The organism is Allobosea sp. AAP35 (genome assembly GCF_001295925.1).
In the GTDB taxonomy this organism is placed as follows: Bacteria; Pseudomonadota; Alphaproteobacteria; order Rhizobiales; family Beijerinckiaceae; genus Allobosea.
This window is the reverse complement of sequence record NZ_LJHQ01000008.1, coordinates 19,352-41,083: the sequence shown is the minus strand read 5'-3', so window position 1 is coordinate 41,083 and position 21,732 is coordinate 19,352. Positions and strand designations below refer to the sequence as shown.

At 67.5% G+C, this 21,732-nt stretch carries 21 protein-coding genes; 7 read left to right on the top strand and 14 right to left on the bottom strand.

Going from position 1 to position 21,732, the window contains the following annotated elements; translation table 11 throughout:
- Positions 1 to 80: 80 nt before the first annotated feature.
- The 4 genes from IP69_RS04475 to IP69_RS04460 all read right to left on the bottom strand — a co-directional run bounded on the left by IP69_RS04475 (position 81) and on the right by IP69_RS04460 (position 5,902).
- Positions 81 to 1,610: a 6-hydroxynicotinate reductase gene (locus IP69_RS04475; RefSeq protein WP_054141621.1), complete on the bottom strand. Its 1,530-nt coding sequence runs from the start codon at positions 1,608 to 1,610 to the stop codon at positions 81 to 83.
- Positions 1,607 to 4,393 (bottom strand): molybdopterin cofactor-binding domain-containing protein, encoded by a 2,787-nt coding sequence (locus tag IP69_RS04470; protein ID WP_082358962.1) that lies wholly within the window; start codon positions 4,391 to 4,393, stop codon positions 1,607 to 1,609. The genes IP69_RS04475 and IP69_RS04470 overlap by 4 nt, the downstream gene beginning before the upstream one ends.
- Positions 4,390 to 5,271 (bottom strand): FAD binding domain-containing protein, encoded by an 882-nt coding sequence (locus IP69_RS04465; RefSeq protein ID WP_054141620.1) that lies wholly within the window; start codon positions 5,269 to 5,271, stop codon positions 4,390 to 4,392. Before IP69_RS04465 ends, IP69_RS04470 begins: the two co-directional genes overlap by 4 nt.
- Before the next feature lie 115 nt (positions 5,272 to 5,386).
- On the bottom strand, positions 5,387 to 5,902 hold the full coding sequence (locus tag IP69_RS04460) for a MarR family transcriptional regulator (protein ID WP_156323282.1): 516 nt from the start codon (positions 5,900 to 5,902) through the stop codon (positions 5,387 to 5,389).
- Between the two features lie 157 nt (positions 5,903 to 6,059).
- On the opposite strand from IP69_RS04460, the gene IP69_RS04455 reads away from it, so the two are divergent.
- From IP69_RS04455 to IP69_RS04445, 3 genes are all read left to right on the top strand, one after another.
- Positions 6,060 to 7,250, top strand: a complete 1,191-nt coding sequence (locus IP69_RS04455; protein ID WP_054141619.1) for an amidohydrolase family protein — start codon at positions 6,060 to 6,062, stop codon at positions 7,248 to 7,250.
- Positions 7,251 to 7,260: 10 nt separating this feature from the next.
- Positions 7,261 to 7,848 (top strand): amino acid synthesis family protein, encoded by a 588-nt coding sequence (locus IP69_RS04450; protein WP_054141618.1) that lies wholly within the window; start codon positions 7,261 to 7,263, stop codon positions 7,846 to 7,848.
- Positions 7,849 to 8,065: 217 nt separating this feature from the next.
- Complete coding sequence (locus tag IP69_RS04445) at positions 8,066 to 8,650, top strand: amino acid synthesis family protein (protein WP_054141617.1); 585 nt, start codon at positions 8,066 to 8,068, stop codon at positions 8,648 to 8,650.
- Positions 8,651 to 8,805: 155 nt separating this feature from the next.
- On the opposite strand, the gene IP69_RS04440 is transcribed toward IP69_RS04445, so the two are convergent.
- The 3 genes from IP69_RS04440 to IP69_RS04430 form a co-directional block, all read right to left on the bottom strand.
- Entirely contained in the window at positions 8,806 to 10,227 is a 1,422-nt protein-coding gene (locus IP69_RS04440; RefSeq protein WP_054141616.1) for a M20 family metallopeptidase, read from the bottom strand.
- Positions 10,228 to 10,344: 117 nt separating this feature from the next.
- Positions 10,345 to 10,752, bottom strand: coding sequence for a Cu(I)-responsive transcriptional regulator (gene cueR / locus IP69_RS04435; protein WP_054141615.1), 408 nt, complete (start codon positions 10,750 to 10,752; stop codon positions 10,345 to 10,347).
- Positions 10,749 to 11,198 (bottom strand): winged helix-turn-helix domain-containing protein, encoded by a 450-nt coding sequence (locus IP69_RS04430; RefSeq protein ID WP_054141648.1) that lies wholly within the window; start codon positions 11,196 to 11,198, stop codon positions 10,749 to 10,751. The genes cueR and IP69_RS04430 overlap by 4 nt, the downstream gene beginning before the upstream one ends.
- A gap of 169 nt (positions 11,199 to 11,367) precedes the next feature.
- On the opposite strand from IP69_RS04430, the gene modA reads away from it, so the two are divergent.
- Genes modA through IP69_RS04415 form a run of 3 tightly spaced genes read left to right on the top strand, consistent with a single transcriptional unit; the run spans position 11,368 to position 13,956 of the window.
- On the top strand, positions 11,368 to 12,159 hold the full coding sequence (gene modA / locus IP69_RS04425; RefSeq protein WP_054141614.1) for a molybdate ABC transporter substrate-binding protein: 792 nt from the start codon (positions 11,368 to 11,370) through the stop codon (positions 12,157 to 12,159).
- A gap of 11 nt (positions 12,160 to 12,170) precedes the next feature.
- Complete coding sequence (modB, locus tag IP69_RS04420; RefSeq protein ID WP_054141613.1) at positions 12,171 to 12,839, top strand: molybdate ABC transporter permease subunit; 669 nt, start codon at positions 12,171 to 12,173, stop codon at positions 12,837 to 12,839.
- Entirely contained in the window at positions 12,832 to 13,956 is a 1,125-nt protein-coding gene (locus tag IP69_RS04415; RefSeq protein ID WP_054141647.1) for an ABC transporter ATP-binding protein, read from the top strand. Before modB ends, IP69_RS04415 begins: the two co-directional genes overlap by 8 nt.
- Positions 13,957 to 13,979: 23 nt before the next feature.
- Here the strand turns inward: IP69_RS04415 and IP69_RS04410 are convergent, their stop codons facing one another.
- The 4 genes from IP69_RS04410 to IP69_RS04395 form a co-directional block, all read right to left on the bottom strand.
- Entirely contained in the window at positions 13,980 to 14,510 is a 531-nt protein-coding gene (locus IP69_RS04410; RefSeq protein ID WP_054141612.1) for a cupin domain-containing protein, read from the bottom strand.
- Positions 14,511 to 14,533: 23 nt separating this feature from the next.
- The gene (locus IP69_RS04405) at positions 14,534 to 16,105 is read right to left on the bottom strand and encodes an MFS transporter (protein ID WP_054141611.1); all 1,572 of its coding nucleotides are present in this window, start codon (positions 16,103 to 16,105) and stop codon (positions 14,534 to 14,536) included.
- Between the two features lie 169 nt (positions 16,106 to 16,274).
- Positions 16,275 to 17,132 carry a 3-mercaptopyruvate sulfurtransferase gene (gene sseA / locus IP69_RS04400; RefSeq protein ID WP_054141610.1) on the bottom strand — a complete coding sequence of 286 codons (858 nt, stop codon included), beginning with the start codon at positions 17,130 to 17,132 and terminating at the stop codon, positions 16,275 to 16,277.
- 50 nt (positions 17,133 to 17,182) lie between these two features.
- Positions 17,183 to 17,899: an alanyl-tRNA editing protein gene (locus tag IP69_RS04395; RefSeq protein WP_054141646.1), complete on the bottom strand. Its 717-nt coding sequence runs from the start codon at positions 17,897 to 17,899 to the stop codon at positions 17,183 to 17,185.
- Positions 17,900 to 18,112: 213 nt separating this feature from the next.
- Between IP69_RS04395 and IP69_RS04390 the strand changes: the two genes are divergently transcribed.
- The gene (locus IP69_RS04390; RefSeq protein ID WP_054141609.1) at positions 18,113 to 18,907 is read left to right on the top strand and encodes an SDR family NAD(P)-dependent oxidoreductase; all 795 of its coding nucleotides are present in this window, start codon (positions 18,113 to 18,115) and stop codon (positions 18,905 to 18,907) included.
- A 16-nt stretch (positions 18,908 to 18,923) separates the two neighbouring features.
- Here IP69_RS04390 and IP69_RS04385 read toward each other — a convergent pair whose 3' ends face one another.
- The 3 genes from IP69_RS04385 to IP69_RS04375 form a co-directional block, all read right to left on the bottom strand.
- Complete coding sequence (locus IP69_RS04385; RefSeq protein WP_054141608.1) at positions 18,924 to 20,378, bottom strand: deoxyribodipyrimidine photo-lyase; 1,455 nt, start codon at positions 20,376 to 20,378, stop codon at positions 18,924 to 18,926.
- Positions 20,379 to 20,515: 137 nt separating this feature from the next.
- Positions 20,516 to 20,794 carry a hypothetical protein gene (locus IP69_RS04380; protein WP_054141607.1) on the bottom strand — a complete coding sequence of 93 codons (279 nt, stop codon included), beginning with the start codon at positions 20,792 to 20,794 and terminating at the stop codon, positions 20,516 to 20,518.
- 128 nt (positions 20,795 to 20,922) lie between these two features.
- On the bottom strand, positions 20,923 to 21,630 hold the full coding sequence (locus IP69_RS04375) for a transglutaminase-like cysteine peptidase (RefSeq protein ID WP_082358960.1): 708 nt from the start codon (positions 21,628 to 21,630) through the stop codon (positions 20,923 to 20,925).
- Positions 21,631 to 21,732: the final 102 nt, after the last annotated feature.

Genomic DNA, 21,732 nt, shown 5'->3' with positions numbered 1-21,732 from the left:
GAGCACTTTCGTGCCTTACGAGGGATTCCGGGTCTGCGCTTCGCTTGCCCGGAATGACGGTGGAACTGGCCTTATGGCCATCAGAGCTCCCGCCGCAGCGGCCAGGGATTCTCCAGCGCCCCGCTTTCGATGCGAGCCTGCCCGCCATGGGCGCGCAGGACCTCCTCGACCGGGACGATCTCGCCGGCATGGCCGCCGGAGGCCAGGTAGAGGTCCCGCGACAGCGTGAACTCGATCGGCGCGACGATCGCCGGCGTCGGCACGGAGCCGAAGGCGTTTTTCGGCATGCGCAGCACATCGACCATCACGGTGATGCCGCCACCCGGCCAGACATAGACCGGCGCGCCGCCCATGGTGACCCGCGTCGTCCCCGACTGCACCGAGCGCGTCAGCAGCACCGGGTTTTCGGTTACGCCGGCGCGAAGCGAGCCGCCAGCGCCGGCCATGAAGGTCACGGTGCAGAGCGAGGGTTCGCAATTCTCGCCGATGCGCTCGACCACCTGCCGGACTGCCGCCGGCATCTCCGCCTCGACCGGAACCAAGTTCTCGTCCAGCACGCAGTAGAGCGAATCCTCGCCGGTGGTCGAGGTCATCAACAGGCGCATGCCGGGCCAGGCGACGCCTGGATCGATCTTCTGGATGATCTGGAGAGGTTCGGTGATGTCGGTGCCGCCCCAGCCGAGGCCGGGCTGGGCGACCTGGAAATAGCGCCCGGGCGTCGATTTGCGGCCGCGGACGCGAATCCCGGCGGGGCGCATGTCTAGCACGCGGCCGGCCTGATGCTCGGTCAGCACACCGGTGATGTGGTCATCGACGACGATGACCTCGTCGACATGGCCCTGCCACTGCTTGGCGAAGATGCCGACGGTGGCCGAGCCACAGCCGACGCGCATGCGCGTCTCGGGCTTGCCATCGACGATCGGCGCCTGGCCAGCCTGCACAACGACGCCATGGCCGCCATCGATGGTGAGTTCGACCGCCTCGCCATTGCCGAGCTTCAGCATGGTCTCGCAGGTGGTGTTGCCCTCCTTCTTGGAACCGCCGGTGAGATGGCGTACGCCGCCGATCGAGAGCATCTGAGAGCCGTATTCCGCCGTGGTGACATGGCCGACCTGCTCGCCATTGACCCGGATCGCCGCGGTCTCCGGGCCGAGATGCCGGTCGGTGTCGATCTTCACCTTCACGCCGCAATAGGAGAAGATGCCCTCGGTCACCACGGTCACCGTATCGACTCCCTCATGCTGCGACGAGACGATGAAGGGCGCGGGCTTGTAGTCGGGATAGGTCGTGCCCGAGCCGATGCCGGTGACGAAGACCCTGTTGGCCGGGAGGACACTGCCGTCCCAATCCTGCGCGTTCTCGGCGAAGGGAACAACAGGCTGGCCGTCGGTCACGGCCTCCGCCAGCAGCACGACCGGGTCGGTGCGGATCAGCAGGCCGTTTTCGTTGGCATAGCGCGAGCAGGCGCCCGCGCGGCCGGGCCTGATCCGGCACAGGACCGGGCAGGCATCGCAACGCACGATGCCGTCCTGCCCCTCGGACACGCCGAATTTGCGTGATCGCTCGGCGAGGGCGCTGTCCTGCGTCGGAGTGGGGATGAGCTCGTTCATGAGCGGCCCTCCTTCTCCCGCAGCAGCTCCCAGAGCCGATGCGGCAACACGGGCACTTGGCGCGGCGTGACACCCGTGGCGTGCCTGATCGCGCCGAGAATCGCCGGCGCGGTTGGAACCAAAGCCGGCTCACCGATGCCCTTGGCGCCGGAGGGGCCGAGCGGCTCGGGATCCTCGATCAGGATGATGTCGATGGGCGGGACGTCGCCAGCGGTCGGGATCAGATAGTCGTGCAGGTTCTCGGTGCGGCCGGGCAGATACTCCTCCATCAGCGCCAGCCCGATGCCCTGGGCGATGCCGCCATGGATCTGGCCTTCGACCAGCATCGGGTTGATGGCGCGGCCGACGTCATGGGCGGCGACGATGCGGTTCAGCTTGATCGTGCCGAGATCGAGATCGACGTCGAGCGAGGCGATCTGCGCGGCGAAGCCATAGGTGGCGTAGGGTACGCCCTGACCCATCTCGTCGAGCGGGACGGTCGGCGGATCGAAGGAGCCGATGCCTTCCAGCACCGTGCCGTCGGGTTTGGAGGGGAGGGCGGCGAGATCGATGCGCGCGACGACGCCGTTCTCTTCGACCGAGACCGTCGCGCCGTCGAGCGAGAGCCGCGCAGAGGGCCCGGCATTGGTGAGCCGAAGGATCTCGGTCCGGAGCGCGGCGGCCGCAGCCTCCGAGGCGCGGCCCGAAACGAATGTCTGGCGCGAGGCCGAGGTCTTGCCGGCATCGAAGGTCAGGGCCGTGTCGCCGAGCACGAGGTCAAAATGCTCGACGGCCAGGCCCAGCGCATCCGCCGCGATCTGGGTCAGGACCGTGGTCGAGCCCTGGCCGATATCGACGGCGCCGTTCCAGAAGGTGAGCCGGCCATCCTGTGACAGCGTCACCCGCATGGTCGAGGGGTTGGACATGCCAGTATTGCCGATGCCGTACCACATGCAGCCGATGCCGACGCCGCGGCGCGTGCGGCTCTCGCTCGCATTGAAGGCGGCCGCATCGGCCAGCAGTCGCTGCCAGTGCGGCTTCAGCGCCTCCAGGCATTCGGCCAGCCCGGCGCTGGCTTCGAGCGTCTGGCCACAGGGCGTCGTGTCGCCGGCGCGGATCGCGTTGATCAGCCGGAACTCCAGACGGTCGATCCCCGCCGCCGCCGCGAGATCGTCGAACAGGCTCTCCTGCGCGAGCGCCGCCTGCGGCACACCGAAGCCGCGAAAGGCGCCGGAGGGCGGGCCGTTGGTGTAGATGGCGCGGGAGAGATTGCGAACATTTGGCACCTTGTAGGGCCCCGTCGCATGCACGGGCACACGGCCCGCCACTGTCGGCCCCCAGGAGGAATAGGCGCCGGTGTCGAAATCGCCCTCCATCGCATAAGCGACGAGCTTCCCTTCCGTATCGCAGGCGGCCCGGGCCTCGATCGAGGAGGGATGGCGTTTGGTCGAGGAGATCATCGATTCGATGCGGGAGAAGACGCAGCGCACCGGCCGGTCGAGAACCCAGGCGGCGACCGCCAGCATGGGCTGCAGTGAGACGTCGAGCTTGCCGCCGAAGCCGCCGCCGCAAGCGGAGGGAATGATCCGCACGCTCTCCAGGGGTAGACCGATGACGCGGGCGACCTCGTCGCGGTCCATATAGGGCGCCTGGGTGCAGGCGAAGATTTGAATCGTCTCGCTGACTCGTTTTGCATAGCCGGCTTCGGGTTCGATATAGGCATGTTCGACGAAGCCGGTCTCGAAGGCGCCGCTGGCGACATGGGCGGCGTCGGCGAAGCCCGCCTCGACATCGCCGCGCTCGACGCGGCCGCGCGTCAGCACATTGTCGGGCACGAAATCATGGAGGCTGAAAGCGGTCTCGGCCAGTGCCGCTGCACTGCCGATCATTGCGGGCAGGGGTTCCCAGGTGATCGGGAATTCGTCGACGCGCACGGCCTCGACGGCCTCCTTTTCACCGACGACCGCCAGCACGCATTCGCCGCGATAGCGTGTCTCACCGGTGGAGAAGACCGGCTGGTCCTTGAGATGGGGATAGATGCCGAAGGAGTTCTCGCCGGGCACGTCCTTGGCCGTGAAGACGCGCACCAGCTCGGGCCTCGCCGCCACGAAGGCGTCGAGATCGCCGAGCGTGAAGCGCGCGCGCGGATGCGGGCTGCGGATCGCACGCAGCCAGAGCGCGTCGTCGGGGGCGGTATCGGCGCCGTAAACATCGGTGCCGCCGACCTTGGGCAGCCCGTCGAGACGGGCAAGGCGCGTGCCGATCGCTGGGCCGTCTGCATCGACGGCGCTCCTCTCGCTGCCGAGAAAGCGATGCGCGTCGCGCACGGCCTCGACGATCTTGAGATAGCCGGTGCAGCGGCAGAGCACGCCGCCAAGCGCATCGAGGGTCTCGCGCTCGCTTGGCTGAGGATTGCGACGGAGAAGATCATAGCCCGCCATCAACATGCCCGGCGTACAGATGCCGCATTGGGCCGCACCATGGGCGTGGAAGGCCTTCTGCAGGGCCGCTCCGAGCGCGTGATCCCCAAGACCCTCGACCGTCAGGATCTCGCAGCCCGCCATCTGGCCGACCGGCACGAGGCAGGCGCAGGCCTGGGCGCCGTCGACCAGCACCGTGCAGGCGCCGCAATCGCCGGCATCGCAGCCGATCTTGGTGCCGGTTGCACCAAGCCCGGCTCGCAGCGCCTCGCTCAGGCGGGTCTCGGGCGCATCATGCAACACGACATCGCGGCCATTCAGGTTGAAGCCGACGGCGTCGCTGGTGGGGGATGGGGCGAGGGCGGAGCGGTCATGGACGTTCATGCGGCGACCTCCAGCGGCGACGAGAGCAGCCCAGCGAGCGCCCGGCGCACCAGCACGAGCGCGGCATCGCGGCGATAGACGGCGCTGGCGCGGACATCGTCGATCGGCGCGAGGCCGGCGAGGTCGTCCGCCGTCACGGCGTCGGCGAGCGCGGGCGTCGCGGCCATGCCGACAAGCCGCGCCTCCAGCGCCGGGAGCCGTTGCGGCGCCGCCGAGCAGGCGCCGACCGCGATTCGCACGGACGTGATCGCGCCGGCCGCATCGGTTGCGATGTTTACCGCAACAGAGGCGATCGAGATCACCAGATAGGCCCGGGCGCCGAGCTTGAGGAAGGTCGAGCGGGCGCCCTGGGGCTGGTTCGGGACATGGATCGCGACCAGGATTTCGTCTGGCGCCAGCGCGGTGCGGCGGTTGCCCAGAACGAAGGCGGAGAGCGGCAGGCGGCGGCGGCCGCGCAGGCTCGCCAGTTCCACTTCCGCGTCGAGCGCCAGCAGCGGCGGCACGCCATCGGCCGCAGGCGAGGCGTTGCAGAGATTGCCGCCGATCGTGCCGCGATTCTGGATCTGGACGCCGCCGACCTGCCGGCTGGCCTGTTTCAGGGCGTCGAAAGCGGGCGGGAGCGTGGCATCGATCACCGCGCTCCAGGTCGCGGTGGCGCCGATGCGGGTGCCGTCGGGGCCGCGAGTGATGCCGCCCAACTCGGAGACCGCGCCGAGATCGAGGATGTCGCGGTCGTCGGGCTCGAACCAGGCGAGCTTATGCGTGCGCACTGGGTAGACGTCGGTGCCACCGGCGAGCAGCATCTGTGATCCGGCGGCGGCTTCAGCGCGCAGGGCCAGCGCCTGATCCAGAGTCTGGGGTCGAAGATAGCGCGCCATGGCCAACTCCCATCCGGTGTGACGGCTCAGAAACCTTCCTGATTATTGTTAGTATACAAACAAGGTGGCGCAAGCGGATTTTGCAGGCAGGATTTGCTCTGCAGGCAGCAATGGCTCAATCGAGACGCGCCAGCAGGCTGAGCAGACGTTCCGCCTCTTCACGCGACAGGGGCGAAAGCGTCGCCGCCGTGATGGCGCGGGCCTTCTCGACCAGGGCCGGCATCGCATCTAACCCCTTGGGCGTCAGGCGCACGCGGACACGGCGGTGGTCGTCGGGATCGGGCCGGCGCTCGACCAGGCCGCGCTCTTCCAGCCGGGCGATGACGCCCTTGATCGTGGCCGGGTCCATCGCGGTCATGCGGCCGAGCTGGTTCTGCGAGATATCCTCACCGCCGCTGAGTTTGGCCATCGCGGCGAACTGCGTCGGGGTCGGGCCGTCATCACCCATGATGCGCTGGAAGATCGCGATATGGCGCTGCTGAGCGCGGCGCATCAGGAAGCCGACCTGTTCGTCGAGGACATAGCCGGTCGCTGCGGCCGCAGGCACAGCGGCGACCTTGCGCAAGCGTGTCGCGGCCTCGGTGGACGGCTCGCTCAGGACTTCGGCGGCGCCGGTCTCGCTGCTCGACATCGTTTGCCCCATCTCCTCGACAGCGTCTCAAGAGCGAATGGGCGCCTCGTACTGCCTCTTGCCAGCCGCCGCGACGCTGTCCATGATTGTTATTACACATCCAATCGCCGTTTGTCCCATCGCGGGGATCGGCGGCTGTCCCGATACGGAGAACCAGATGGCTCACGACGTCGCTGTGGGAGGCGCCAAGGGCAAGCTGGTGGTCCGCAATATCGGGCTGCTGCTTTCTGGCGATCTGGCGCAGCCGATCCTCGATGCCGATACGATCATCGCCGTCGATGGTCGTATCACGGCAATCGGCAAGGCCGCCGACCTCGATCTCTCCGAAGCCGACCAGACCATCGATGCGAACGGTTCTCCGGTATCGCCGGGCCTGATCGATTCCCATTGTCATCCGGTCTTCGGCGACTGGACGCCGCGCCAGAACCAACTCGGCTGGATCGAGATGGGGGTGAATGGCGGCGTCACCACGCTGGTTTCGGCCGGCGAGGTGCATCTGCCGGGCCGGCCCAAGGACGCCATCGGCGTCAAGGCGCTGGCGGTGACCGCACAGCGGTGCTTCCAGAACTTCCGGCCCGCCGGCGCCAAGGTGATCGCCGGTGCGCCCGTCGCAGAGCTCGATTTCGGGCGCGAGGTCTTCGAGGAGCTGAAGGCGCTCGGCATCCGGCATATCGGAGAGATCGGGCTCGGCACCGTCGCAAAGGGTCCCGATGCGAAGCGGGTCGCCGACTGGTGCCGCGAGATCGGGCTCGAATCGATCATGCATACCGGCGGCCCGTCGATCGCCGGCTCGCATTTCGTCAACAAGGACGATGTGCTGGAAGCCCAGCCCGACGTCGTCAGCCATATCAATGGCGGGCCGACCTCGATCGCCCAGGCCGACATCCGCATCCTCTGCGAGAAGGCGAAGGGCGCGCTCGAGGTCGTCCATAACGGCAATGAGAAGTCGGCGCTGGTGGCGCTGGAGGCCGCGCTTGAAGCTGGTCGTCTGGCCGATGTGCTGATCGGCACGGATGCCCCCGCCGGCTCCGGCGTGCAGCCCAACGGAATCCTGCGGATGATCACGCTGCTGGCGAGCCTGGGCAACCTGCCGGCCGAGCAGGCCTTCTGCCTCGCCACCGGCAATGTCGCCCGCAAGCGCTCGCTCGATGCGGGCTTGATCGCTGAAGGCTATCCGGCCGATTTCGTCTTCCTCGACAAGCCGCAGCATTCCTCGGGCAAGAACCTGCTGGAGGCGGTCTCGCTCGGCGACATCCCCGGCATCGGCATGGTCGTGATCGACGGGCTGGTGCGGACGGGGCGTTCGCGCTCGACGCCGCCCTCCCACACCGCGCCTGCGGTCGTTTGAGGGGAAGGGCATGACCGACCTCATTGAGATCCGCCGCATCCAGACCTCCGTCGAGGAAATCTTCCACGAGTTCGGCCCCTTGCCCGGCCGGATCGAACGCATTGCTAGCGTCTGCGCCGTGCTGACCAACCCCTATGCCGGTGGCTACGAGCCCGACATCCTGCCGATGATGGAGGCGCTCAAACCCGCGGGGCTGGAGATGGCGACGCGCTGCCTGAACGCGCTCGGCGGCGACCCCAACACGATCGAAGGCTATGGCAAGGGCGCGATCATCGGCTCGGCCGGAGAACTGGAGCATGGCGCTCTCTGGCATGTGCCGGGCGGCTACGCGATGCGCGAGATACTCGGCAACGCCAAGGCGATCGTGCCCTCGACCAAGAAGGTCGCGGGGCCGGGTGCCCGCATCGACATTCCCGTCACCCATATCAACGCCTGTTATGTGCGCAGCCATTTTGGCGCGGTGGAGGTCGGCGTGCCGGGCTCGCCTCAGGCCGACGAGATGGTGCTGATCCTCGTCATGACCACGGGCGCCCGCATCCATGAGCGCGTCGGCGGCCTGCGCGCCGACCAGATCAGCGTCTGGGACGGGCAGCGGTGATGACCGCGATTACCCTCTTAGGACCAAGCGCAAGGAACCCTCTTCCAGAGGGAGAGGGCTGGGTGAGGGGAAGGCCGTTTCTGCCATGGCCGTGACCTTACCGCTGCACCGTTCAAATTGGCGCTCAACTGGTTCTGCGGCCTTCACCTCACCCCTGCCCCTCTCCTTACAGGAGAGGGGTTCCCAGCGCTCGTCTGACTGACGCCGGAGCCTCACAGTGACCGCCAACATCCGCAAGATTCTCACCCAGGTCGACGAAACCTTGATCGAATCCGGCAAATCCATCGCGCCGCCGACGCGCCGCGCCGTCTCTGTCGCCGTGATCGCCAACCCGTTCGTTGGGCGCTATCAGGAGGATCTGTCGGAGCTGACCGAGATCGGCGTCGAGCTCGGCGATCTCCTGACCAAGCGCTGCCTGGCGGCGCTGGGCATCGAGCCCGGCCAGGCCGAGAGCTTCGGCAAGGCGGCGATCGTCGGCGAGGGCGGCGAGCTTGAGCACGCCGCCGCGATCCTGCATCCGAAGATGGGCACGCCGGTGCGCGCCGCGCTCGGCAAGGGCCCGGCGCTGATCCCTTCCGCCAAGAAGCGCGGCGGGCTTGGCACGCCGATCGACGTGCCGCTCGGCCACAAGGATGCGGCTTATGTCCGCTCGCATTTCGACGCGGTCGAGGTCCGGGTGACGGACGCGCCGCGCGCCGGCGAAATCCTGGTCGCGATCGCGGTCACCGATTCCGGCCGGCCCTTGCCGCGCATCGGCGGGCTGACCAAGGACCAGATCAAGGGCGAGGACGGGCTGCGGTAAACGGCCCTTCGCCACAACCTCCCCGTCATCCTGGGCGGCCGAAGGCCGTCCGGGATCCATCGTAGGGCAACGGCGGTGCCTTACGATGGATCCCGGCCTGCGCCGCTACGCGGCTGGTCCAGGATGACGGAGCCTCCTTGGCGAGGGTGGTTTCGTCACCCGCCCAGAGACATGGTCAGCGGCGGCTTGACCTCGGGCGGCAAGGGCGAGGTGTAGCCCTCCGTGCCGAGGCGCTTCTTGTGGTCGGCCTTGGCGGCGGCCATCAGCGCGGGATCGAGCAGGACGGCGGCGCCGGTTGCCGCCATCGCCTTGGCGACATGGACCATCGCCTTGTGGGCAGCCGGGCTCTTGCCCTGGGCGACGACCTGCCAGGTGTGGAAGGGCGTGCCGATCGCGACCGTCGGCGCATGGGCCTGCACGGTCGGAACGGCCCAGCTGACATCGCCGATATCGGTCGAGCCGATCGCAGGATTCCGCTTGGCGTCCATTGGCACAAGGAAATCGGCCAGCGGCGCGCCTGAATCCTCCATGCCGATCGTGCGCCAGATCGAGGCGATCTCCTGCGGCTGCAGCGTCTTGCGGATGTTTTCAGCGAAGGCGCGGTCGGCGTCGTCGAAATGCGGCGGGCCGAGTTCTTCCATGACGCCATGCATCGCCTGTTCGAGCGGGGTGTTGCCGAGCAGGTCGGAGACGGCGCTGACGATGCGCATCTCCATTTTGGTTTCTGTCATCAGCGCGGCGCCTTCGGCGATCTTCTTCACGCGCTGGACGAGTTCGAGCATGCCCCGGAGATCGCGGGCCCGAATGGAGTACCGGACGCGCGCGTGGGCCTGGACGACATTGGGCGCAATGCCGCCGGTGTCGAGCACGGCGTAATGCACGCGGGCGTCGCTGGGCATGTGCTCGCGCATGTAGTTGACGCCGACATTCATCAATTCGACGGCGTCGAGCGCGCTGCGGCCGAGATGGGGTGCGGCTGCGGCATGGGCGGTGCGGCCGGTGAAAACGAAGTCGGCGCGGGTGTTGGCGAGCGCCAGCGGAGGGGCCACTTCCCACCAGCTCGACGGATGCCAGGAGATCGCGACATCGGCGTCGTCGAACGCGCCGGCCCGGACCATGAAGGCCTTCGCCGCGCCGCCTTCCTCCGCCGGGCAGCCATAATAGCGCACGCGGCCGGGCAGCTTGTTCTCGGCGAGCCAGTTCTTCATCGCGACCGCCGCCAGCAGCGCGGCCGAGCCCAGCAGGTTGTGGCCGCAGCCATGGCCGTGGCCACCGGTCTCGACCGGAGAGTGGCTGGCGATTCCGGCCTCCTGCGACAGGCCGGGCAGGGCGTCGTATTCGCCCATGAAGGCGATGACGGGTCCACCTTCGCCGGCTTCGCCGATCACTGAGGTCGGGATGTCGGCGATGCCCTTGGTGACGCGGAAGCCCTGATGGGCGAGTTCGGCCTCATGCTCCGCGCAGGAGCGAATCTCGGTGTAGCAGACCTCGGGCATGCCCCAGACCCGTTCGCTCAGCGCGATCAGGCGCTCCTTGTTCGCATCGACGTGGCGCCAGAGATCGTTTCGGTTGTCCATGAGGGTCCTGCCTTGGTCAGGCCGGCATATGAACAATCGCGCCGGCTTCCGTCCAGCCGTCAGACGCATGGCCGGGCCGTTTTTTCAGTCGTTTCATGCGCTGGCGTCGATGCTTGCTCAGCAGCAGGCCTCGCGCGGCGCTGCGGCGAGGTCGCTCAGGATTGGGCAGTCGGGCCGGCCGTCGCCATGGCAGTGCTGCGCGAGATGGCGCAGCGTGTCGGCCATGCCCTGCAATTCGGCTGCTTTCGCCTCGAGATCGCGGACATGGCTCATGGCGAGTTGCTTTACATCGGCGCTGGCGCGGCTCTTGTCGCGCCAGAGCGCCAGCAGCGCGCGGCTTTCCTCGAGCGAAAAGCCGAGATTTCGAGCGCGTCGGATGAAGCGCAGCGTGTGGAGATCGTCATCCGCATAGACACGGTATTGCGCCTGCGTCCGCTGCGGGGCCGCGATCAGGCCGATGCTCTCGTAATAGCGGATCATCTTGGCGCTGACGCCGGAGCGCTTCGCCGCTTCGCCGATGTTCATGGGTCACCCTCGTCTTTGACCGTGCCGGAAGCATCGGCCGCCTGCGCCGAGGTGGAGCGCGGCGCCATCTCGATCAGGCCACGCAGCGCCTCGATCGGCGCCGCCCCGGCCTCCAGGATCGCCTGCTCGATGGCGCGGTAATGCGCCACCACCTCCAGGCCGAGCGCCGTCAGCCTCGCACCGCCGCCCTTCGCGCCACCGGGCTGGGCCTCGACCAGGGGCTGCCTGAACATGCGGTTGAGATCATCGACCAGCAGCCAGGCGCGGCGATAGGACATTGTCATGGCCCGCCCCGCGGCGGAAATCGAGCCGGTTCGGCCGATCGCCTCGAGTAGGTCAGCCTTGCCTGGGCCAAGCCGCCCGCCCGGTGTGAAATCCAGCCGCAGACCGAGCTTCAGGGCAGGGCGCGTCGGTTGCGTTTGGGGCGTGGCTGAATCCTCGGGCATGTCGGGATGGTAGAGCATCGCGGCGCGAATACCCAAGACCTCGCATGGTCACCGATATCGGGTTCGCCCACAGCCGTTCCAGAGCTGAGGATTGTTGTGGTCGTCGCAGGCCATTTCGTTATAGTCTACGGGATATAGCGATTGGGAGGGGGCCGTGCCGTCAGGACATATGCGCGCATTTCACGTGCTCCTGCGCATCGCCGTCTGCGCGGCGCTGATGGCCTGCGGGGCCAACGCGCCCGCAACCGCGCAGGCCAATGCCCCACGGATTGCCGCCGCGTCGGATTTGAAGTTCGCCCTCGATGAGGTGATCGCGGCGTTCGCGAAGGACACCGGGCGCGGCGTCGTGCCGACCTATGGTTCGTCCGGCAATTTCAAGACCCAGATCATCCAGGGGGCACCGTTCCAGATCTTCATGTCCGCTGACGAAAGCTTCGTTTTCGAACTGGCGGAGAAGGGTCTGACCCTGGACCGCGGCGAGCTCTACGCGATCGGGCGCATCGTGCTGTTTGCCCCCGCTGGAGCCAGATGGACGCCCGATGCGGAGCTTTCCGATCTCAAAGCTGCGGTGAGCGACGGCCGTGTCAACCAGTTCGCGATCGCCAATCCAGACCATGCGCCTTACGGACGTGCGGCCGAGGAAACACTCCGCGCCGTCGGCCTCTGGGATGGCCTTCGGTCGAGGCTGGTCCTGGGCGAGAATGTCAGCCAGGCGGCGCAATTCGCGACCTCGGGTTCAACGCAAGGCGGCATCTTCGCCCTCTCGCTCGCTTTGGCGCCGCAGATCGAAAAGCTGGGGTCCTATGCGCTGATCCCGGCGGATCTGCACAAGCCCTTGCGGCAGCGGATGGTGAGGATGAAGAATGCCGACGCCGATGCGAGAGCGTTTTACGACTATGTGCAGTCACCACCGGCGCGCTCTGTCCTGAAGCGCTACGGTTTTCTGCTGCCCGGCGAATAGGGGCGACCGCGTTGGATTGGGTTGCGCTGTCTCTGTCGATCAAGCTGGGTCTCGTCACGGTTGCCCTGCTGCTGCCGGTCGGCCTCGTGGCGGGACGCTGGCTCGCTTATACCGCCTTCGCCGGCAAGGGCTGGGTGGAAGCGGCCTTGGCGTTGCCGCTGGTGCTGCCCCCGACGGTCGTGGGATATTACCTGCTCGTCGGCGTCGGCGGCGCGACGCCGATTGGCCAATTCTGGAAAGCCGCCTTCGGCCACAACCTCGTCTTCTCGTTCGAAGGCCTGGTGGTGGCTTCCGTGATCGTGAACCTGCCTTTCGCGATTCAGCCGATGCAGCGGGCTTTCGAGGCGATCGCGCCCGAGATTCGCGAGGCTGCGGCGGTCTCGGGACTGTCGCCCTTGCAGGTGCTGCTGCGGATCGACATTCCGCTGGCCTGGCAGGGTATCCTGATGGGGCTCGTCCTGACCTTCGCTCACACCCTGGGCGAATTCGGCGTCGTGCTGATGGTCGGCGGGTCGATCTCGGGAGAAACCAAGACCATCTCGATCGCGATTTACGACCGCGTCCAGGCGTTCGACACCCAAAGCGCGGGCATCATGGCGGCTGCGCTGCTGGCGATGTCGCTGGTGACGCTTGGGCTGATCTATCGCCTCTCGAGCCATGTCGGCCGCCGGCATGGCTGATGACACTCTGATGATCGCGCTGAAGCAGAGATGGCCGATCCCGCTGGATCTGTCGCTGTCCTGCGCGGCCGGAGAGGTTCTGGCGCTGGTGGGCCCCTCCGGCAGCGGCAAATCGACGATCCTGCGCAGCATCGCCGGGCTTTATCGTCCGGCCGCCGGCCAGGTGACGGTTGGCGGAGCGACCTGGCTGGATACCGCGCGCCGGATCGATCTGCCGCCCCATCGGCGCCGTGTCGGCCTGGTCTTCCAGAACTACGCGCTGTTTCCCCATATGACCGCGCTGGCGAATGTGGCCGCCGCGCTTGGCCATCTGCCCGGCCCGGAACGCGGCCGCCGCGCCGGAGAGCTGCTCGAACGTGTCAACCTGACCGACCTCCACAACCGCAAACCGGCCGAACTCTCAGGGGGGCAGCAACAGCGGGTCGCCGTCGCCCGCGCCCTGGCTCGCGACCCCGATGTGCTCCTGCTCGACGAGCCCTTCTCCGCCGTCGACCGGGTGACGCGCCAGCGGCTTTACGGTGAACTGCGCGAGCTGAGCCGCGCTTTTCCGATCCCGATCCTCTTCGTCACCCATGATTTCGACGAGGCGGCGCGCGTAGCCAGCCGGATGTGCCTGCTCGACCGTGGATCGATCCTCCAGATCGGCACGCCGCGCGACGTGCTGGCCAGACCCGCATCGGTGCAGGCGGCGCGGCTGGTCGACCTCAAGAACATCTTTTCGGCCCGCATCGTCGCCCATGACGGTCCGCGCAGCTGGCTCGACTGGAACGGCCGCAGGCTTGAGACGCCGCGCACTGAATCTCATCCGGTCGGGTCGGAGATCGCCTGGGCCATCGCCGGCACGCAGGTCCTGTTGAGCCGCACCGATCTCGACCAGGCCGACCGTTTGCCCAATCGCTTCTCGGGGACGATCCGCGACCTCGTCCATCTCAGCGAGAGCCTGGCGGTCACCGTCAGTCTCGACGGACGCGATGCACCCTTGCTGTCGATGACCTTGCCCGCTCATTACGCCCGCCGGACGGGGCTCGGACCCGGCTCGGCCGTCACAGTTGCCCTGATGCCGGAAGGCATCCACATCATGGCCGGCGAGAGCGAAGGCCGAGCCGATCTCCCCTGACCGGCCCGCTCTGGCCGGCCGGCTCAGCCCGGCGGCTGCTTGTGGATCGGATCGACCCAATAGACCGATTCCGGCGCCTCGACCGGGTCGACATCGGTGATGTTGACGACCACCGCCTCGTTGTCGGAGCGGACCAGGACGCATTCGAGCGGGTTGTCGGGGTCGGCATTGATCTCCTGATGCGGCACGAAGGGCGGCACATAGATGAAGTCGCCCGGGCCGGCCTCGGCGACGAATTCGAGCCGCTCGCCCCAGCGCATGCGGGCCTTGCCGCGCACGACATAGATCACGCTCTCGAGCTCGCCATGGTGGTGCACGCCGGTCCTGGCATTGGGCTGGATCGAAACCGTGCCGGCCCAGATCTTCTGGGCCCCGACGCGGGCATGGTCGATCGCCGCCTGCCGGAACATGCCGGGCGTCTGGGCGGTGTTGGAATCGAGCTTGTCGCCGGTGACGACCCGCACGCCGTCATGCTTCCAGCGCGGTTCGCCCTCGGGGGCATGGCTGTGATCGTGGGAATGGTCGTGCGTGTGATCGTTATCATGGTCGGACATGCGTGCGCTCCTGTCCGCGCAGGTTAGGACAGCGCCGCGCCGGGCGAAACCGGCTTTGTCACCGCCTGGCGCGAGGCCGCCGGCGGGACGGTACGCAGCAGCACCAGCGCGACCAGCGCGGTGGTGAACAGCCCGAGCGTCGCGACCAGGGCCGAAAGCTGCATCCCTGAGACGAAAGCCGCCCGCGCCACCGCAAGCAGGCTAGCGGCCAGATCGACCGGCAACTGCGCGGCTTCCGCGACGGCGCCGCCGAGCGTGGCCGCCGCGACGCGCGCGGCCTCGCCAGGCAAGGCCGACGGCATGCCGGCGACGATCTCGCTGCGATAGACGGCGGTGATGATGCTGCCGAGGATGGCGATCCCGACCGCTCCGCCGAATTCCAGACTGGTCTCCGAGAGCGCCGCCGCAGAGCCGGCGCGCTCGGGCGGCGCGCTGCCGACGATCAGCTCCGTCGTCAGGGCGACGACGGGCGTGAAGCCCAGCGAGAAGATCACCGAGGCGACGACGACCTGCGCGAGGCTGCCGCCGATCTCGATCTGGGACAACAGCGCAAAGCCGCAGGCCGCCATCGTCAGCCCGGTGCCCATGATCAGCGCCGGCCGGAAGCGATGCGCCAGCACCGGCACGATCGGCGCGCCCAGGATGAAGGCGAGCGCCGAGGGCAGGCTCCACAGGCCTGCCTCCAGCGGCGAAAATCCGCGCACCAGCTGCAGATACTGTCCGATGAACAGGAAGCTGCCGAACAGGAACAGAAACCCCAGCACATTGATCGCGAGCGCGGCGCTGAGGACCGGATTGCGCAGCAGGCGCAGATCGATCAGCGGGTCGGCCAGATGGCGCTGCCGGCGCAGGAAGACGGTGCCAAGACCAAGACCGATCGCGATCGGCGCGAGCGCGCGCCAGGTCAGGCCATGCTCGGCCATGTGCTTGATGCCGTAGATCGTCGCCAGCACCGCCGCCAGCGACAGGGCGGCGCTGAACAGGTCGATGCGCCCGGCCTGCGGGTCCTTGAACTCCGGCAGCAGGATCGGTCCGAGGATCAGGAGCAGAACCATCACCGGCACGCCGATCAGGAAGACCGAACCCCACCAGTAATGCTCGAGCAGCAGGCCGCCGACCAGCGGCCCGATCGCGCCGCCGGCCGAGAAGCTCGAGATCCAGACGCCGATAGCAAAGGTACGCTCGCGGGAATCGCGGAAGATGTTGTGGATCAACGACAGGGTCGAGGGCGCCAGCGTCGCCCCCGCGATGCCGAGCAAGGCGCGCGTGGCGATCAGCATCTCGGCGCTGGTCGACATCGCCGCCAGGATCGAGGCGCAGCCGAAGGCTGCCGCGCCGATCAGCAGGAGCTTGCGCCGGCCGATCCGGTCGCCGAGCGTGCCCATGGTGATGAGCGAGCCGGCGACCATGAAGCCGTAGATATCGACGATCCACAGCAACTGCGCCGCGCTGGGCTTGAGATCGGCCGTTAGCTGCGGCACGGCCAGATTCAGGACCGTGAGATCCATCGAGTAGAACAGGCAAGGCAAAGCGAGTACGGCAAGGCCGATCCAGTCGCGGCGCGTCGCCTTGGTTGGAAGGTCGGTCGGCGTCATCGGTAAAATCGCGGCTTTCGGTGTCGGCGACCCGTCGAGCGGGCCGCTGCAGCGCAGCCGGCACGGGACCATGCGCGGTTTGCGCGACAGGGCGGACGACAGATCTGTCTTGAGGTCAAGGAGCGGAAGGCGGACGTCGCCGCGCCAGGGGCCTGGGCTCGCGCCGGATTCAGCCCTTACGGGCGGGGCCCGTCGCGAGCGGCCGGTCGCTGGCGCCCCATTGCGCCCAGGAGCCGTCATAGATCGCGCGTGCCGGTTTGCCGATGGTTTCCAGCGCCGTCGAGAGGATCGCCGCCGAAACGCCCGAACCGCAGCTTGTGATCAGCGGCTTGTCGGGGTCGATACCGGCCTCGGTGAAGGCGGCCATGATCGCATCCGGCGATTTCAGCTGCCCGTCCTGCACGATTGCGGAGAAGGGCAGGTTGAGCGAACCCGGCATATGGCCGGACCGGACACCGGCGCGCGGCTCGGGCGCCTCGCCGCGAAAACGATCGCCGGGCCGGGCATCGACCACCTGCGCCGTGCCTTGCGCCAGCGCCCGCGCGACATCGTCGGCATCGGCGACGGCAGAATGGTCGAGCCTAGCGGTGAAGCTGCGGGCCGCGCGGCTGCGCGGCGGCCCATGCTCGATCGGGCGGTTTTCCGCCTGCCATTTCGGGAAGCCGCCGTCGAGGATGACAACATCGGTCGCGCCGAAGGTCCGAAACGTCCAGCGCACGCGCGGGGCGGCGAACAGCCCGAGCCCGTCATAGATGACGATGCGCATGCCGTCGCCGATGCCCATGGCGCCGACGGCGGCGGCGAAAGCCTCCGGCCGCGGCAGCATGTGCGGCAGGTCCGAGGTGGTGTCCTTGACTGTGTCGATGTCGAAGCGCAGCGCGCCGGGAATGCGCCGGTCGGCATATTCGGCATGCGGGTCGCGGCCATGCACCGGCAGGTACCAGGAGCCGTCGACGACCACGATGTCGGGTGCGTTCAGGCGCTCGGCGAGCCAGTCGGTCGAAACGAAAACAGTGTCGCGTGCCATGTCGGGTGTTTCCTCGTGGTCTTTTTTCATAGCCCGTACCGGGAGGCTCATCAGGCGAGCGCGATCCGCACGCGGCGGTTCTGCTTGCCCTTTTTCTCGATATCCGTGACCGCGACAAGGCCGATCTCGGCGGTGTTGCGGACATGGGTTCCGCCGCAGGGCTGCAGGTCGATATCGCCGATCGCCACCAGCCGGACCCGGCCCGAGCCGCGCGGCGGCTTCACCGACATCGTCTTGACCAGGCCCGGATTGGCGTCGAGTTCCGCATCGGTAATCCAGCTTTCGCCGACAGCGGCATTGCGGGCAATCAGGGCGTTGAGCTTGTCTGCGATCTCGGCCTTGTCGAGCCCGCCCTCGGGAATGTCGAAATCGAGTCGGCCGTCGCCATCGCCGATCGCCCCGCCCGTCACCGGATAGGACAGGACGACGCTGAGCAGATGCAGCGCGGTGTGAATCCGCATGCGCTGCATCCGCCGCTCGCCGTCGAGAACCGCCGTCACGCGCTCGCCGAGCGCAGGCACGGGCTGGCCCTCGAGCGGGACATGCAGGACCCGGCTTTTGTCCCCGGGGTCGTAGATCGCGGTGCCGATCGCGATCGTTGAGCCATCAGGGCGCGTGATGATCCCGGCATCGCCGGGCTGGCCGCCGCCGGTCGCATAGAACACCGTGCGGTCGAGCACGATGCCGCCGCGCTCGTTGACGGCAAGCACGGTGGCGGATGTCTCGAAGAGATAAGCGTCTTCTCGGAAAAGAAGTTCGGTCGGCATGGCTGCGGGCTCGTTGTCGTCGCGCCGACGCGGCGGCGCCAGGCGCGGTAGGGAGGGAAACGCAGATTGCACGGATCCGCCGGGAAGCGCCACCGCGCCTTCAGCGGTGATCCTACGAGGGGGCCGCCCTGGCCCTTCCGTCGGCGGGACGCAGATCGTAGAGATGGCCTCAGCCGTCGGTCCAGCCCCGCTCGGTTCAGCCTGTGAGGTCCCATGTCACTGCCGCGCATGCAGCCCAGCGACGGAGTCGCGTGGATTACTGGGGCGAGTTCCGGAATCGGTGAAGCCGTGGCGCTCGAACTGGCACGGCGCGGCTGGACGGTGGCGATCACCGCGCGCCGGCTCGACCTGCTCGAGAACGTCGCGCGTCGGGCCGAGGGCCTGCCAGGGCGGATTGTCGCCCATGCCGGGGACGTCACCGACAGTGCCGCGATGAAGGAGGTGGTCGACGGAATCGAAAGCGTCCAGGGACCGATCGCGCTGGCCTTTCTGAACGCCGGCATCGCGCCAGCCTCGCGCGGTCTGCTCGACATGGAGGCTTTTGAGCGGATCATCGCCGTCAATCTCGTCGGAGCGGCGCGCGCGCTTTCGGCGGTGATGGACCCGATGGCCCTGCGCGGACGCGGCCAGATCGCGCTGAATGCCTCGGTCGCGGGCTATGGCGGGCTGCCGGGCGCATCCGCCTACGGGGTTTCGAAAGCGGCCGCGATCCATCTCTGCGAAAGCCTGAAGTTCACCGCCGATCAGCGCGGCATCAGGCTCCAGCTCGTGAATCCCGGCTGGGTCACGACGCCGCTGACCGATGCCAAGGACGTACCGATGCCATTCGCTATCACACCGGAACAGGCCGCTCTGCGAATCGTCGATGGATTGGAGAAGTCCGGATTCGAGATCAGCTTTCCTCGCCGCCTGTCCTGGGCGATGAAAGCCCTCAACCTCCTGCCTTATCCGGTTTATTTCTGGTTGGTGTCTCGGGGCGCCCGTTGGAGCGGGGCACGATCGCTCTGAATCGCATGCGTCGGGCTCAGTCCCCCCGGGTCGAGGCCAAGGCCTCCAGCGCACGCTTGCGGCCGACATCGAGATCGACGATCGGTCGGGGATAGGTGTCTCCCAAAACAACGCCCGCCCGGCGCAGGGACGAGGCATCAGCCTTCCAGGGTTCGTGGATGACGCTGTCGTCGAGGCCGGCGATCTCGGGAATCCAGCGCCGGACGTAACCGCCCTTGGGATCGAACTTCAGCCCCTGGGTCACCGGATTGAAGATCCGGTAATAGGGGGCCGCATCCGCGCCCGAGCCCGCGACCCATTGCCAGCTGGCGGTGTTGTTGGCGGGATCGGCATCGACGAGCGTGTCCCAGAACCAGGCTTCGCCCTGTCGCCAGTCGATCAGCAGATGCTTGATGAGAAAGGACGCAACGATCATCCGCACGCGATTGTGCATCCAGCCCATCGTCCAGAGCTCGCGCAGGCCCGCATCGACGATTGGATAGCCGGTGCGCCCGCGCTGCCAGGCCGACAGCGCGACATCATCCTGCCGCCAGGGGAAGACGTCGAAGCGGCGGTTGTAGTTCTTCGTCGCCAGATCAGGGTTGTAGAACAGCAGGTGATAGGAGAATTCGCGCCAGCCGATTTCCGAGAGGAATTTCTCTGCATCGCCTGCGCCGGCCTGAGCCTTACCGCTTTCGATGGCGCTGCGTGTCGCATGCCAGATCTGGCGCGGGCCGATCTCGCCGAAGCGCAGGGAGGGCGAGAGCCGCGAGGTGGAGACATAGTCGGGTCGGTTGCGGCCTTCGCCATAGCCGTCGAGCTGCCCTGTCAGGAAGTCGTGCAGACGGGCAGCCGCGCCGTCCTCACCGGGCGTCCAGGCATCGCGCAGCCCGCCGGCCCAGTCGGGCTCAGAAGGCTCCAGCGCCAGGTCGCCGAGAGACATCGTCATGGCCTGGACGGCAGCCGGCAGCTTCAGGGCCTCGATCCGTACCGGTGCGGGCAGGGGGGCGGGCGGGTCGCCCCGTTCGCGGGCCGCGCGCCAATAGGGCGTGAACACCTTCATCGGGTCGCCGGTCTTTGTGGTGACCTGCCAGGGCTCGTTCAGAAGCGAGGCATTGAAGCTTTCGACCTTTGTCGCGGCTGCGACGAGCTTTGTTTTGATCGCGCTGTCGAGTGCGATCGAGCCCGCGTCGTAGCGTCGGCTCCACGTCACCAGCGCGATGTCGGCTGCTTCGGCCACGCGCGGCAGAATGTCGGCGGGATCGCCGCGCATGATGACAAGTTCACCGCCCCTTGCCTGGATAGAGGCCGCCAGCGACTTGAGCGAGCGCGCAAGCCACCAGCGGCTGGCCCCCCCGAGCTGGCGGCGGGAGCTGCCCTCATCGAAAACGTAGAGGCACAGCACCGCGCCATGGGCGACGGCGGCAGCCAGAGCGGGATTGTCGGCAAGACGAAGGTCGTCGCGGAACCAGTGGAGCGATCGGGCGGTCATGATCGAGGTGCTGCGCTCCGCTCGCGATTGCGCCGACCGGCTGTCAGCGTCACGCGGACCTTACGCCAAAAATGGCGGATCGGATTTCGCCCTGGCCGGAATTCGGCCGCCGGGCGAACCGGCGGCCGATCGTCACCTCACCAGCGGCGGTCCCACTGGCGGTCGTTGTAGCGCCGGCCATAGGCGCGGGCATGCGGCGGCGGACCATAGGAGCGGCGGTAGCCGGGGCCGCGATGCCGGTAGCGTGGCCGGCTCTCATAGATACGGACGCCACCATTGCCACGGTACTGGACGAGCAGCGTGTCGGTTGTTGCTGCCGCTGCCGTCTGTCCGGCGAAGGCCGGCGCGGCCGATGCCGCACCTGGGATCGCTCCGAGCCCTAGTGCCAGTGTTGCTGCAAGAATCAGTCTGCGCATATCGCTCTCCTTGATTGACGGTCCGCGAGACAATGCGCCGTGGCAGGACAACCGCGTGTGAAGCAGAAAGTTCGCTCCCGTTCATGCGGCAGCGAGATTGCACGGTCGTCGGCCGATGGAGGCGGCGCCTACATCCGTTCCCAATAGGTGGCATCGCGGGCCGATTGCCGTTTCAGCCAGGCATAGCGGGTGTCCGCGCGGCGCCGGATGTCAGCGGTCAGGTTGTCGAGCACCAAATCACCGCGATTCGTCCGGACCAGGAGAACGAGATGCCCTTCGCCCGCAGGCGTCTTCACCACCGCTATCAGGAGCGCCGAGGCAGGCAGCCCCGATGCCATCAGCTCATGGCGTTTGGTGACGACGTAATCGTTACAATTGCCCGACGCGGGATCGATCCGCCAGTCGCCGATCTGCTTGCTCGGCCTGATGCGCGCATTGACGCCCTGGTTGATCCGCTCGATCTCGGCTTCGACATCCGGTGTCAGGGCGATCAGGGCGTCGGGTACACCAAGCTCGCATTCGCCGGCATGGCGCAGGCAAAACCGGGTGTAGTCGATAGGCGCCAGTTCCAACCGCGACGAATCGATACCCGCTCGCTGCGTGGGCTGCGGGGTACGGCCGACGTCGCCAACCGGACGCGAGGCGCAGGCGCCCAGCAGGGTGGCGACACCTAGAAGAAGCCCAGGGACGTAGCGACGAGTGTCGTTCATGGCTCGATCATGGGGTGAAGCCGGTAAACAATTCGGCTGCCGATCCTGACTGATGAGGCCGGCGTCGCCCAGTTGAGTCGGCTGACCGAGGCCTGCGCCGCGAAGTGTCGATCGGAGGCCGTTCATGCAACGCGGTGCGCCCGAACCACACCGGTCGCGCCTGTCCTGCACGCCACGGCTCAGCCAGTCGCGAACCTGCCAATAGAAAAAGGTCCGAGCATCGCTGCT